The sequence below is a fragment of the Arthrobacter sp. AIWTK1 genome (assembly GCF_056680535.1).
On record NZ_CM155287.1, the window covers coordinates 3,878,884 to 3,892,495 of the forward strand.

The 13,612-nt window shown below is 66.7% G+C and carries 13 protein-coding genes; 9 read left to right on the top strand and 4 right to left on the bottom strand.

From position 1 onward, the window contains the following. Entirely contained in the window at window positions 1-321 is a 321-nt protein-coding gene (locus AC1MDG_RS17800; protein ID WP_052500613.1) for a DUF3040 domain-containing protein, read from the bottom strand. Between the two features lie 132 nt (window positions 322-453). Between AC1MDG_RS17800 and AC1MDG_RS17805 the strand changes: the two genes are divergently transcribed. From AC1MDG_RS17805 to AC1MDG_RS17815, 3 genes are all read left to right on the top strand, one after another. Continuing rightward, window positions 454-933 (top strand): universal stress protein, encoded by a 480-nt coding sequence (locus AC1MDG_RS17805; RefSeq protein ID WP_043484077.1) that lies wholly within the window; start codon window positions 454-456, stop codon window positions 931-933. Between the two features lie 129 nt (window positions 934-1,062). Further along, window positions 1,063-1,776 (top strand): hypothetical protein, encoded by a 714-nt coding sequence (locus AC1MDG_RS17810; RefSeq protein ID WP_479805639.1) that lies wholly within the window; start codon window positions 1,063-1,065, stop codon window positions 1,774-1,776. Beyond that, the gene (locus AC1MDG_RS17815) at window positions 1,757-2,395 is read left to right on the top strand and encodes a response regulator (RefSeq protein ID WP_479805641.1); all 639 of its coding nucleotides are present in this window, start codon (window positions 1,757-1,759) and stop codon (window positions 2,393-2,395) included. Before AC1MDG_RS17810 ends, AC1MDG_RS17815 begins: the two co-directional genes overlap by 20 nt. Before the next feature lie 27 nt (window positions 2,396-2,422). On the opposite strand, the gene AC1MDG_RS17820 is transcribed toward AC1MDG_RS17815, so the two are convergent. Next, a complete protein-coding gene (locus AC1MDG_RS17820) occupies window positions 2,423-4,093 on the bottom strand; it encodes a GAF domain-containing sensor histidine kinase (protein ID WP_479805643.1) in 1,671 nt (556 codons plus the stop codon). A gap of 370 nt (window positions 4,094-4,463) precedes the next feature. Between AC1MDG_RS17820 and AC1MDG_RS17825 the strand changes: the two genes are divergently transcribed. Further along, complete coding sequence (locus AC1MDG_RS17825) at window positions 4,464-5,525, top strand: glycosyltransferase family 4 protein (RefSeq protein WP_479805645.1); 1,062 nt, start codon at window positions 4,464-4,466, stop codon at window positions 5,523-5,525. On the opposite strand, the gene AC1MDG_RS17830 is transcribed toward AC1MDG_RS17825, so the two are convergent. Next, window positions 5,495-6,820 carry a phosphoribosyltransferase family protein gene (locus AC1MDG_RS17830; RefSeq protein WP_479805647.1) on the bottom strand — a complete coding sequence of 442 codons (1,326 nt, stop codon included), beginning with the start codon at window positions 6,818-6,820 and terminating at the stop codon, window positions 5,495-5,497. The genes AC1MDG_RS17825 and AC1MDG_RS17830 overlap by 31 nt on opposite strands. Window positions 6,821-7,204: 384 nt before the next feature. On the opposite strand from AC1MDG_RS17830, the gene AC1MDG_RS17835 reads away from it, so the two are divergent. Then, entirely contained in the window at window positions 7,205-7,948 is a 744-nt protein-coding gene (locus AC1MDG_RS17835) for a GAF and ANTAR domain-containing protein (RefSeq protein ID WP_479805649.1), read from the top strand. A 4-nt stretch (window positions 7,949-7,952) separates the two neighbouring features. Here the strand turns inward: AC1MDG_RS17835 and AC1MDG_RS17840 are convergent, their stop codons facing one another. After that, entirely contained in the window at window positions 7,953-8,357 is a 405-nt protein-coding gene (locus AC1MDG_RS17840; RefSeq protein WP_326942850.1) for a hypothetical protein, read from the bottom strand. Window positions 8,358-8,470: 113 nt separating this feature from the next. On the opposite strand from AC1MDG_RS17840, the gene AC1MDG_RS17845 reads away from it, so the two are divergent. From AC1MDG_RS17845 to AC1MDG_RS17860, 4 genes are all read left to right on the top strand, one after another. Beyond that, on the top strand, window positions 8,471-10,909 hold the full coding sequence (locus AC1MDG_RS17845; protein ID WP_479805652.1) for an HAD-IC family P-type ATPase: 2,439 nt from the start codon (window positions 8,471-8,473) through the stop codon (window positions 10,907-10,909). A 132-nt stretch (window positions 10,910-11,041) separates the two neighbouring features. Next, window positions 11,042-11,218: a CsbD family protein gene (locus AC1MDG_RS17850; protein WP_011693297.1), complete on the top strand. Its 177-nt coding sequence runs from the start codon at window positions 11,042-11,044 to the stop codon at window positions 11,216-11,218. 181 nt (window positions 11,219-11,399) lie between these two features. Then, window positions 11,400-12,347, top strand: a complete 948-nt coding sequence (locus tag AC1MDG_RS17855) for an ABC transporter ATP-binding protein (protein WP_479805654.1) — start codon at window positions 11,400-11,402, stop codon at window positions 12,345-12,347. Window positions 12,348-12,349: 2 nt separating this feature from the next. Further along, window positions 12,350-13,612: an ABC transporter permease gene (locus AC1MDG_RS17860; RefSeq protein WP_479805656.1), complete on the top strand. Its 1,263-nt coding sequence runs from the start codon at window positions 12,350-12,352 to the stop codon at window positions 13,610-13,612.

Consider the following 13,612-nt stretch of genomic DNA (forward strand, 5'->3'; position numbering starts at 1 on the left):
TCAGATGTGCTGCGACTGGCCCGGCAGACCCAGGCTCGGGCGTCCGAAGGGGAGCCTGCTCGGGCTGATGCCAAACGATGCGTAGTAGCCGCCCGCAACCATCACGGCAAAGCCCGCGACGCCCAAATACATCAGCTGCAGGGCGGCGCCGGCGATCACCGCAAGGAATCCGCAGACCACGCACAGGGCACCTAGGACAATCCGACGCATCAGCGACCAGGCCTGGCCCTCCATGCGCGCGGCGAATTGCGGATCGTCCTCGTGAAGCGACTGCTCCATCTGCCTGAGGATGTCCTTTTCATGTTCAGAAAGCGGCATCATTGACCTCCGAACCGGATTGATATTAAGGATCGTCCCTCGGACGGTTAAGTCAATAGAGCCGAAAGTCATGGAGGAACCCCGGGTGACTTTGGACCCTAGGCAAGGGGTGCCGGGCGGCGCACGCTGGAACCCATGAACACTGAAGAACGCATTGTGGTGGGCGTGGACGGCTCCGAATTCTCCACAGCTGCCTTGCAGCTCGCCGGACGAATGGCCGGAAGCCTCAACGCCCCGCTGGAGATCATCACATGCCTGGGCACCTCTGATTTCTACCTCGCTTCGCACATGCCTGCCGGGCGGGTCCCCAGCATGGAGGAACTCGAAGAGACAGCCAAGCGCCTGGTGGACCAGGCCGTGGAGAGGGCCTTTGGGTCAGAACCCCCGGCGCGGCTGTCCCGCACCGTGAAGTTCGGTCCGCCGGCGAAGACCCTGGTCGATGAAAGCCGCGATGCGCAGCTGCTGGTGGTGGGCCGGCGGGGGGAAGGCGGGTTCCTCACCCAGGTCATGGGATCCGTCAGCGGCGCCTGTGCCGCGCACGCCCATTGCCCTGTTTTGGTGGTGGGCCAGGACTCCAAAGTGGCCGAACCGGAACCGGGTCCAAAGTCCGGCTGAAGCCGGGCATCCCCCGGAAGGCCACGGGGCGTTCAGTGACTTTGTGCTCTGACCCCGGTTCGCGTCCAAGCCCTAACCTGAATGCATCAGCGCGGCAAGCACCGCGCGCCAAGCCCTTGGAGCGTCGTCATGAAAGCAGCATCGGCGAGCATCATCGCAGGCGTAGTCCTCCTGCTGGCCGGCGTCCTGTTGTTGCTGGACGCCCTGCGCGTCCTCGACACCGCACTGCTGGTGTGGCCGTTTATCTTCGGCGCCTCCGGCGCAGCCTTCCTGGCGGTGTTTTCCAGGAGCCGAACGAACTGGTGGGCGGCCATTCCGGGGTTTGTCCTCCTGGGGCTGGCCGCGGTCATCGCCACCACACAGCTGTGGCCCGCTTCAGCGGGCGACTGGCCGGGCTCACTGTTCTTCCTCTTCATCTCCGCCGGCTTCGCGGCGGTGTACCTCCGGGAGCGGTCCAACTGGTGGGCGCTGATCCCCTGCGGCGTCCTGCTCACCCTTGCCCTGGTGGTGGCCTTGCCGCCGGCACTGGACGGAACACCGGTGGCCGCAGTGCTGTTCCTGGGGCTCGCCGCAACCTTTGCCGCCCTGACCCTCACCCCGGAGCGGATGAAGTGGCCGCTCATTCCTGCTGCCGTACTGGCCGTGCTGGGGCTGTCCTTTGCCTTCCAGTCGGCCGTAAATTTCCGCACGATGGAGTATCTCACCGCGGTGGTGCCGCTGGTGGCCGGCCTGTGCCTGCTGTACTACGCCTTCCACACCCGCCGAAGCGGCAACGCTCACGCGGGCAGTGCCGTCGCGGACCCCATGAAGCCAGGACTGGGTGATGCTCACGGTGGCCACTGACCCAGCAATCGGGAACGACGTTGTTGGGGGAACGCGCGTATATATCCTGGACAGCCATGCCCTGGTCCGGATGGGACTGCGTGAGCTGCTGGAAGAGGCGCATTTCGAGGTGGTCGGTGAAAGCGGATCGGCCTCCGAGGCAAGCAGCCGGATCCCGGAACTGCATCCCGACCTCGTGGTGCTCGGCGCTCATTTGCCGGACGGCACCGGCATTGAAGTGTGCCGGGAAATTCTCGCCGACAATCCTGGCCTCCGGTGCCTGCTGCTGAGCAGTTACGACGACGACCATGCCCTCAGCAGCGCAGTACTGGCCGGGGCGGCCGGCTACGTACTCCGGCAGTTGCCCGGGACCACTCTGCTTGAGGGAATCCGAAAGGTCGCAACCGGCGAGTCACTGCTGGAGCCCGGCATCGAACGCAAGGTCATGGAGGGCCTGTACCAGGCACAAGTCAACCGAAGGCACAGCGGCCTCAACGCACAGGAACTGAGGGTCCTGGCACTCATGGGCCAGGGGCTGACCAACAGCCAGATCAGCGAGGAGACGAGATTCGCCCGGACAGCGGTCAAAGTCCAGGTGGCCGGCATCCTCGCCAAACTGGGTTTCGAACTGCGTGGCTGAGGATGCCGTCGCAACCCGCACCCGAGGTCACTTCGACGGCGCGGTCCACGTTAGCCGGGTGCCGTGCCCGGGGCTGCTCGTGATGGAGCACTCGCCGCCCAGTGCCATGGCCCGGTGCTTCATGTTGGCGATGCCGCTGACCCTGGCGGGGTTTTCGAACCCGCAGCCGTTGTCCGTAATCCGGAGTTCCACGCAGTCCGTCCGGGCCGTCAGCGAAATGTCGATTTCGTCCGCCCCGGAGTGCCGGACGGCGTTGCTCAGCCCCTCGGACAGCACTGGCAGCAACTGCTCCACCACGGCGTCGGGAACCGCTTCGTCCACCGGCCCCGTCAGTTGGACTTTAGGGGAGAACTCGGAGTTGCGGATCCCCTCGTGGATGGTCCGCATGATGAGGCCGGTGAGCGGTTCCTTCTGGCCGTGGCCGGTCCGCATCGAGTAAATGGTGTCCCTGAGCTCATGGATGGTGCCGTCCAATTCGGCTGTCACCGCGGAGATGCGCTCCTGGGCCACGGGGTCCGGGATGTAACGCCGCAGGCTCTGCATGCTCAGCCCCGCACCGAAGAGCCGCTGGATCACCAGATCGTGCAGGTCGCGGGCGATCCTGTCGCGGTCCGTGGACAGCAGCTGCTCCTCCCGGCGCTGCCGTGCCCTGACCAGCCCGAGGGCCAGCCCCACCCTGGAACCGAAGACGGCGCAGGACTGCAGGTCGGACTGGAGGTACAAGGGGCCTCCTGCGGGGCGTGCCAGGATCAGCAGGCCGCGCTCGCTGCTCTTGCGCCCCAGGGCAGCCACCAGCAGGGGGCCCAGTTTCTCGTCCGTTCCCGGCCCGAAAACCTCGTTCGGGTCCCTGACAAGCGCGGACGTCCCGGTTTCAAGGACGTCCCTCATGACTTTGGATGCCGGCAGCTCCTGGCCGGCAGGAAGGGACTGGACACCCACCAGGGTCCGGCACCGCTGGGTGCCGTCGGAATCAGGGTAGGCAATCACGGCGAGGATCGAGTCCGAGACGGTCAGTGCCCGCTCGGCAACGAGGTCCAGGTTGTCGGTTTCGCCGGGGAACAGCGCCGAACTCAGCTGGTCGCTGACCTCCAGCCCGGCCTCCAGCCAGCGTTGGCGGCGGCGGGTGTCCTCGTACAGCCGGGCGTTCTCGATGGCCACGCCGGCGGCCGCCGCCAACGCCGAGGCGAGCTCCTGGTCCTCCGCGGTGAATGGCGCGCCGTCGAGCTTTTCCGTCAGGTAGAGGTTCCCAAAGACGGCACCCCGGACCCTGACCGGCACCCCCAGGAACGTCTTCATCTCCGGGTGGTGGGGCGGGAAGCCGCTGGCCATTTCAGTCGCGCCCAGATCGTCCAGCCGAAGTGCCTCGGGCCGGCGGATCAGGTGCCCCAGTACCCCGCGTCCGGTGGGGAGGTCGCCGATCAGGCGGACGCCGTCGTCGTCGATTCCCACGGTGATGAAGTGGCCCAGTTCGTGGTCGCCGTTGATCACGCCCAGCGCGCCGTAGCGCGCGCCCACCAGCTCGCAGGCTGATTGCACCACACGGTCCAGGACCGCTTCGAGGCTGAGGTCTTCGGTGAGGGAAACTACCGCCCCCAGCAGGCCCTGCATCTGGTCCTGGGCGCGCACGAGTTCGTCTGCCCGGGCCACGAAATCGCGCAGCAGGTCTTCGGTGCGCCGGCGGATGGGTTCACGCCACATGCCGCCACCGAGCGAAGGACGGCCGGCGGACACCGTCAAGGGATTCGGGGGCGGGCATTTTAGAGGGCGGATCGCCGGAAAAGCGCTCGCCGCTGAACCGGAGGCGATCGTAGTGTTCTGACCGATACAACTCGAATACCGGAAGGTCCGGGATCATGCAACTCCCCACAGCAGCGAAACACACACGGCGGACTGCTTCACCGAGTTCCTATGCACCAACCCCAGACTGATATCAACACAGTACCAAGACCGACACAGCGGCTCAATAGACGGCGTAACGGGACTAAAGGCACTGGGAAACAACAGGCCCGGCTGGGAATCTATACGAGCGGCATACCGCGGCGTCCCGGGTGCGAGGAGATGATCCAACGTGCGTATCGGACTGATCGCTCCGCCCTGGTTGCAGGTGCCACCGCCCCGCTATGGCGGCACCGAAGTGGTGGTGGACGGGCTGGCACGCGGACTCGCTGCCGCCGGCCATGAGGTGCTGCTGGCCGCACCCGCCGGGAGCACCTGCCCGGTTCCCCTGGTGCCTGACATGCCGGAGCCCAGCGCGGGTTCGTCCGCCACCTGGTCCGCCGCCACCGAGCTTTACCATGTGGCCCGGGCCTATGCGGCTTTGACCGACGTGGACCTCGTCCACGACCACACGGTGGCAGGACCTTTCTTCCGCTACCGCCCCGCCTCGCTGCCGGTGGTCACCACCAACCACGGGCCGTTCAGTTCGCGTCTGGGCGATCTCTACCGGCTGATGGGGCCGGATGTGGCCATGGTGGCCATTTCGCATCGACAGGCTGCGGATGCCGCCGGGGTCCGGATCGCCCGGGTGATCCACCACGGAATCGACGTTGACGCCGTGCCGGTGGGTGACGGCACCGGCGGATACGCGGCATTCCTCGGGCGGATGAGTCCGGACAAAGGGCCGCGGGAGGCCATCCTGATCGCGCGGCAGGCCGGGTTCAGGCTGCTGATGTCGGCCCGTGTCCAGGGCCGTGAAGAGAAAGAGTACTTCGACAGCCGGATTGCCCCGCTCCTCGGGCCGGACGTGGAGTTCCTCGGGGAACTCGCCGTGGCGGAGAAGTACCAGCTCATGGGCGGCGCAGCGGCATTCCTCAACCCGATCCAGTGGCCGGAACCCTTCGGCCTGGTGATGATCGAAGCCTTGGCAACCGGCACCCCGGTGGTGGGCACCGGATCCGGGGCGGCCCCCGAGATCGTGGACGACGGCGTCACCGGTTACCTGCGGAGCGGCATCGATGAGCTGGCCGAAGCACTGTTGCTGGCCCCCGGCCTGGACCGGACTGCCTGCCGCCGGGCCGCCGAGCTGCGCTTTAGCGTGGGGCGGATGGTGGCCGACCACGTATCCCTGTACCAGGAGATACTGCAGGATAGGCGGCCGGGTCAGTCCCCCGGCTCATCCGCGCCTGGCTGAAGGTAGCGGACGAACCAGTCCCTGGCCAACGCCGCGGCCTCCGATAGCGTCCCGGGTTCTTCGAAAAGATGCGTGGCGCCCGGAACAACGGACAACTGGCTGGGACAGCGCAGCAGCGCCTGGGCCCAGCGGTTGAGCTCCAGGACTTCACGGTCCGCCCCGCCCACTATCAGGAGCGTGGGGGCACGGACGGCTGAGAGCCGGTCGCCGGCGAGATCGGGGCGGCCGCCCCGGGAAACCACGGCATCAATACGTGCGCCGGGTTCCGCGGCGGCCCACAGAGCAGCCCCTGCCCCCGTGCTCGCGCCGAAGTACCCCACGCGGCTCCCGGCTGTGTCCGGCCGCTCGGCGAGCCACTCCGTAGCCCCGGTCAGCCGGCCGGCGAGCAGCCCGATGTCGAACACATTGGCCCGGTTGAGCTCCTCGGCCGGAGTGAGCAGGTCCAGCAACAACGTCCCCAGCCCCGCCCGCTGCAGGAACGCCGCCACGAAACGGTTGCGGGGGCTGTGCCTGCTGCTGCCGCTGCCGTGGGCGAACAGCACGACGGCGGCACCCGCCTCGGGCAGGTAGAGGTGCCCCTGGAGCCGCGCCGCTCCGGCTTCGATCTGGACGTCCTCATCGACGGCGGTGCCGTTGGCAACCGTCCGGGCGCTGTGCAGCCGCTTCGCTGCCGCATCGAGCAGCAGGACTACTTCGTCGTCGTCAGTCGGCGAGAAATCACGGTAGTGGTAGCCGACAGCGGTGAACTGGCGCGGCGTGGCAAGGCACACCACTTCGTCCGGTTCCGTGAGGTCCGCGAGCGTGTCCGCCGGGGCCACCGGCACGGCCAGAATCACCTTGGCTGCACCCAGTTGACGGGCGATGAGGCAGGCAACCCTGGCTGTGGACCCGGTGGCGATGCCGTCGTCGACGATCACTGCCGTGCGTCCATGCAGATCCGCACGGGTCCGCCCTTTCCTGAACCGGGCCACCCGCGACTCGAGCAGTGCGCGCTCCCGGTCTTCAACGGCGTCAAGTTCGGCCTGCGTCACGCGTACCCGGGAAATGATGTGCTTGTCCAGCACCCGCGCACCGCCTTCACCGATGGCCCCCATGGCCAGCTCCGGCTGGAACGGGACGCCCAGCTTCCGCACCACGATCACGTCCAGGGGTGCGTCCAGCGCCGTGGCCACCTCGAACGCCACCGGAACGCCGCCGCGGGGCAGCCCGAGGACCACGATGTCCTGGCCCCGGAGGTATTCGAGGCGCTGCCCCAGCCGCCGTCCCGCTTCAACCCTGTCCTCGAAAATGCTCATGGCCAGCCGTTCGCCTCGTGGCTCAAGGCCGCCATGCGGATCCGGGTGAGCCGGCGGTGCGGAGCTCGGCATGCGGGGATGGACAACGGCGGCCGCTTTTCTCCAACTATCCGGCAGGCGGCGGCCGGTTGCGAGGGACTTTCGGCCCGGATTAGGCGGGCATCGAAGGCTTCCGCCATGGCCGGCCGGCCCGGCGGTGGGCCTTGTCACACGCACCCGCTAACCCGTGACAGATGTATATAATTTCTCGGTACGGTTTAGCAGAGAGCCGTTGGATAGTTCTACGATCCGGCTTCTCTGCCTGCTGCCCGCGTTGCGATCGCCAGGGTGGGCGACCTCTTTGCCGGCTCGTTTTGACCTGAATGAAACGGCAGCAAGAACATCGTGGCCAGCGAGTCGACCGCATATACCGCAACGTCCATCAGCCAGCACCTTAATGAGATCGTGTTGAACAGCTCGGATGTTGAGCAATTCCTCCACGAACTCGCACGCGTCTCCGCGCGCATCCTTTCCGAACCGGGAGACGCCGTCCTGTGCGGGATTACCCTGCTCCGGCACCGGAAGGCAGCCACCGTGGCCAGCAGCAGCCCCGAAGCGCAGGCCATGGATGAGATCCAGTACGCCTTTGGTGACGGTCCGTGCATGACCGCTTCCCGCGACCAGGTGACGGTGCACATCAAGGACCTTGAAACCCATGAGCGCTGGCCGAACTACTCGGATACCGTACTGGGGCACGGAGTCCGGTCCATCCTCTCCGTGCCCTTCCAGCTTGACGGCGACACCCGCGCGGCGCTGAATCTCTACTCCCACCGCCCGGGCCGGTTCGAGGGCAAGGTCCTGGAACTCGCCGAGGATTTTGTCAGCCAGACGTCCCTGGCCCTCCGGCTGGCGGTGAGGTTCGCCCACTTCAGCGAGACGGCAGCCAATCTCAAGGCAACACTGGAGTCCCGCACCGCCATCGACGTCGCCATTGGCATCATCATGGCGCAGAACCGGTGCAGCCAGGAGGAAGCCTTCGAGCTCCTCAAGTCCGCTTCGAGCGCGCGGAACGTCAAACTGCACGGCGTGGCAACGGCAATCGTCGATTCCCTGGGCCGAGGCCCGACGAGGACGCACTTCGAGCTGTAACGGCTCAGAACATCGGCAGCAGGAACCCGGCAACCATGGCTGCCGCGCCGATGCCGCTCAGGATCCAGCCAAGGACCCCGGCCGCCTCGCCGCGCACCTCCGGCGCGCTGGTCCGCCAGCGGGTGGGCGTCTTCACCGCATAGTGGATGGTGACGGCGTCCCCCGGGGCCATATGCCGGATGTCATGCGGGGACATGGGCGCGTTGTGGACCTGGTGATGGTGGTCGTACCAGCGGAAACCCACGCCACTCTCGTCGGAGTAGACCACGCCTTCCGACTGCGCCCACTGATCCTCGAACCGCCTCATCGTCTCCACGATAACCAGGAGAATCAGGCCGGCAGGCAGGCAAATCCAGGTCAGCACTTCCAGGATGGGACCTGCAATGTCGAGAACTCCGGGCATGGTCATGATGGTACCGTTCCCGCGCATACGCGGGCCACATCCGCGGACCACATCCGCGGGACCGCACCAAAGCGGGCCAAGGGCCGGCAGGCGTGCCACACTAAGGACACGAGCGGCGGATGCCTAAGGGAGCAACACTCATGGTGACGGGGCAACGCACCCACCGGTTTGGCATGGAGAGTTGGCGCGGGCACGGGCTGTCCAGTGCCGACGTCTCCGAACGTGTCCGCGGAGGCCTGACCAACCTTGTCTCCAACGCATCAAGCCGCAGCATCTGGGACATCTTCCGTGCCAACGTCCTGACCCTGTTCAATGCCATTGTGGCCGGGAGCTTCGTGCTACTCCTGGCCTTGGGGCAGTGGCAGGACGCCCTCTTCGGCTTCGCGGCCGTCGGTAACGCCGTCATCGGGGTGGTCCAGGAATACCGGGCCAAGAAGTCGCTGGACCGGCTGGCGGTGCTGAACTTCCCGCACGCACGGGTCCTGAGGGACGGCGCCATCCAGGACATTCCAACGGCCGAGGTGGTCCTGGACGACGTCATCCTGCTCTTCGCCGGGGACCAGGTGCCCGCGGACGCCACCGTGTACGACGCCCACGGACTGGAAATCGACGAATCCCTGCTCACCGGCGAATCCAACCCCGTGGACAAAGCACCGGGGACCGAGGTGCTGGCCGGGTCCAGTGTTGTGGGCGGCCAGGGCCGGGCCCAGGTGATCCGCGTCGGGGACGACTCCTTTGCCGGCAAGCTCACAACGCAGGCCAAGCGTTTTTCCCTGGTCAACTCGGAAATCCGCACCGGCCTCAACAAGGTCCTGCGATGGATCACATGGGGCCTCCTCCCCGTCATGGCCATCGTTGTCAACGGGGAGATGCAGGCCCAGGGCGGCTGGAACCAGGCGCTGGACACCGGCGCCTGGAAGACCGCGGCCGTGGGCGCCGTGGCAAGCGTCATCGCCATGGTCCCGCTGGGCCTGGTGCTCATGGCCAGCGTCGCCTTCGCGCTGGGCGGGCTGCGGCTGGCCCGCGACAAAGTCCTCATTCAGGAACTGGCAGCCGTCGAAGGCCTGGCCCGGGTGGACATGCTTTGTCTGGACAAGACCGGCACCCTCACTGAGGGCAAGATCATTTTCGACGGCGTGCACGACGCCGGCGCCGCACCGGCGGAAGGATGGCAGGAGGCGCTGGGCTGGTTCGGCGCCGACCCCGACGCAAACGCCACCGCCCGCTGCCTCGCCGCTGTCTACAAGGACGACGGCGGCCTCCGCCCGGCGTCTTCCGTCCCCTTCGCCTCCTCGCGGAAATGGAGTGCGGTCAGCTTCAACAACGGGTCCTCGCCCGGCGCCTGGGTGCTGGGCGCCCCGGAACTGGTCCTCGAGGCCACGACTCCGGGACACGCCCGGGCACTGGCGTCGGCCGCCGGGCTGGCATCGTCCGGCCTCCGGGCACTGGTCCTGGCCCATGCCGGGCGGCCCATGGCAGACCGGGAGGCGGAAGCGGCAGCCCTGCCGTCCATGCTGGTGCCCGCCGCGCTGCTGACCTTCCGCGAAAAGATAAGGCCCGACGCCGCCGCGACCCTGGCCTACTTCCGGAAGCAGGGCGTCGACCTCCGGATCATCTCCGGCGATGACCCGCGGACCGTGGCGGCTGTTGCCCGCAACGTGGGCCTGGACGCCGCCGACGGCTACGATGCCCGCGAGCTCCCCGAAGATCCTGAGCTCATGGCCGACGTCCTGCAGAACCACACAGTGTTCGGCAGGGTCACCCCGGCGCAAAAGAAGGCCATGGTCGCAGCCCTGCGCAGCCGGGGCCATGTGGTGGCCATGACCGGGGACGGAGTCAATGACGCCCTGGCGCTGAAAGAGGCGGACATCGGGATTGCCATGGGCTCAGCCGCGGCGGCCACCAAGGCCGTCTCCCGGCTGGTGCTGCTGGACGGCCGCTTCGACAGGCTCCCCGGGGTCGTGGCAGAGGGCAGGCGGGTCATCGCCAACATCGAGCGAGTCTCCATGCTGTTCCTCGCCAAAACAGCCTATGCCATTGCCCTGTCGGTGGCCTTCGGCGGCCTGCTGTGGGGCTTTCCGTTCCTGCCGCGACAGCTCTCCGCCACCGACGGGCTCACCATCGGCATCCCCGCCTTCTTCCTCGCCCTTATGCCCAACGCCCGGCTCTACCGGCCCGGCTTCCTCAAACGCTCCCTGACGTTTGCCGTCCCCGCCGGCCTCATCATCACCGCGGCGGTGCTTGCGGTGAATGCCTATGCGGCGGTCGCAGGGGTGTACGGGCAGGACTCCGTGCGGACCGGCTCGGTGATGGTGCTCGCCCTCGTGGCACTCTGGGTGCTCGTGGTGCTCTCCCGGCCGCTGAACCGCTGGCGCCTCCTCATCGTCGCCTCAATGTATGCCGGGCTGTTCGCGCTGCTCACCGTCCCCGTCATTGCCGACTTCTTCGGCATCGCCTGGCCGCCGGACACGCTCCGCAACGCCGCCCTGCTGGCGGCGGTTGGCGGGTGCGCCGCCGTCGAACTCGTGTTCCGGTTACGCCGCCGCCTCAACGTTTGACGGTGCGCCGGCCGCGGCGCCATCGACGCAAAACTGCGGATGGCACTGCCGGAAGCCGGTTGCACCTAGGGTGGAGGGGCAACGGTTGGCATCCGCCCTCCTGCGACTGATCAACTGATTGAGGAAACAAACATGGGTTTGGGCGACAAGATCAAGAACGCTGCCGAGAAAGCAATCGGCGAGGCCAAGGAAGCACTGGGCAAGCTGACCAACAACAGCAAGCTCGAGACCGAGGGCAAGATTGATCAGGGCACGGCCGACGCGAAGCACGCCGCCGAGGACGTCAAGGACACCATCAACGACAAGTAGTCGTTACCTAAAGGCCGGGGCGCGGAGACTTCCGCGTCCCGGCCTTTTCGTATGCCGCGCCGGCCTGCCGGGACCTTCGCCCCTTCCGTTCGGCGGGATCGGCAGCCAGTCTGGTGACATGGCAGCCTGCCCGGGGGGAACCGACACCGGCGGGCAATGATCGGTACAGGCGGCGACAGCCATGGACGAGCCAGTGGTGCACATCAGCGGTTTCCGGATGGACTTCGCGGACACCACCGTGGTCCGCGACCTGTCCTTCGATGTCCGGGCCGGCGAAACGTTCGGGTTCCTGGGCAGCAACGGCTCCGGCAAGACCACCACCATCCGCGCGCTGCTGGGCCTCTACGAACCCACGGCCGGGGTTCTCCACATCAACGGCCGGCCGTTCAAACCCGAGCACGGCAGCAGGCTGGGCTATCTTCCGGAGGAACGCGGGCTCTACAAGAAGGAAAAGGTCATGGACGTCATGACCTACTTCGGCCGCCTCAAGGGAATGGACCGGCATTCGGCGCGGCAGTGGTCACTGGCCTACCTGGACCGGGTGGACCTGGCCGGCAAGGCCGCCACCCAGGTGGACAAGCTCTCCAGCGGCGAGCAGCAGAAGGTCCAGCTCGGCGTCACCATCATGAACCGTCCGGAGCTCCTCATCCTGGACGAACCCACCAAGGGCTTCGACCCCGTGAACCGCCGGCTGCTGATGGACATCATTGGGGAGCAAAAGAGCGACGGCGCCACCGTGGTCATGGTGACCCACCAGATGGAGGAAGTGGAGCGGCTGTGCGACCGCATCATCCTCCTGAAAGACGGCACGTCCGAGGCCTACGGCACCATCGATGAGGTCCAGAACAAATATGGCGGCAGGATCGTGCGCATCCGCCACGCCGGGCCCATTCCGCCGTCGCCCCACTATGAGGTGACGCTGGAAGAAACCAACTATGCGGAGCTCTCCATCACGGACGGCACCGACGAAGCAGCCATCCTGCGGGAACTCATGGACGCCGGCCTGGTCATCCGGAGTTTCACCACCACCAAAATCTCGATGGAGGACATCTTCATCCGCGTGTACGGGGACCACACCCAGCCGCCGTCGTCCGTTCCCGGCCGCGCGGCCGCCGCCCGGGGAGCCTAGCCATGGCCCAGCACAACCTTGGAACGGTCATCAGCTTCGAATTCGTGCGCACCGTCACCAAGCTGCGCTTCTGGATCGGCACCCTGTCCGTGCCCGTCATCATGGCGGTGGTGTTCGGGATGATCTTCCTCAGCAACACCAGCACCAGCACCGCCGCCGAGGCCCAGAAGAACGCCCAGTTCAGCATCTCCTACCTGGACGCCTCCGGCCTCATCACGCCGGCGGACGCGGCCGCGTTCGGAGCCGTTCCAGCGGCCTCGTCCGCCGCCGGGATCAGGGACGTCCAGTCCGGCGCCGTGGATGCCTACTTCGAGTTCCCCGCCCACCCCGAAACCACTGCAGTAAAGGCCTACGGCGCGGACCGGGGGCTGTTTGAGAACGGCAAGTACGCCGCCGTGGCCCAGGCCATGCTGGCCCGCGCCGTGGCCGTGAAAATCGGGTCACCCCAGCTGTCCCGCCTCGCGTCAGGGTCGGCGCAGGTGGACACCGTCACCTACCAGGGGTCCGAGGTGTCCGGCGGCATGAACTCCGTGATCCCGCCGCTGGCATTCCTGGTGGTCTTTTACGGGCTGGTGGTGCTCCTTGCCGGGCAGATGCTGAACTCCACGCTGGAGGAGAAGGAGAACAGGGTCACCGAGATGATCCTGACGACGCTCAAACCCACCACCCTCATCACCGGAAAGGTGCTGGCCCTGTTCATGGTGGGCCTGGTGCAGGTGGCCGTCTTCGCCTCCCCCATCCTGATCGGCGCACTCTTCTATCGTGACGCCATGCGCATCCCGGAGTTCGACGCGTCCCAGCTGGAATTCGACCCCCTGCGCATGACGGTTGGCCTGCTGATCCTGGTGGGCGGCTTCGCCTTGTTCACCACCACCCTGGTGGCCATCGGCGCCATCATGCCCACCGCCAAGGAAGCCGGAAATTTCATGGGCGTGATGATCGCCCTGATCTTTATTCCGTTCTATTCGGTCAGCCTGGTGGTCTCCGAGCCGCACTCCCCGATCGTGCAGGTGTTCACCTACTTCCCGTTCTCCGCCCCGGTCACGGCCCTGCTGCGGAACGCCTTCGGCTCACTGGGCATCGTGGAGGCGGCCGCGGTGATCGCCATCCTCTACATCGGGGCTGCCCTGATGCTCCGGGTGGCGGTGCGGCTCTTCCAATACGGATCCATCTCCTACACCTCGAAGGTGAGCATCAGGACCGCCCTCAAAGCGGGTTCCCGGCATGCCGTGGCCGCCCCGGCGGAGCACCCGGCGGAAAAGTAG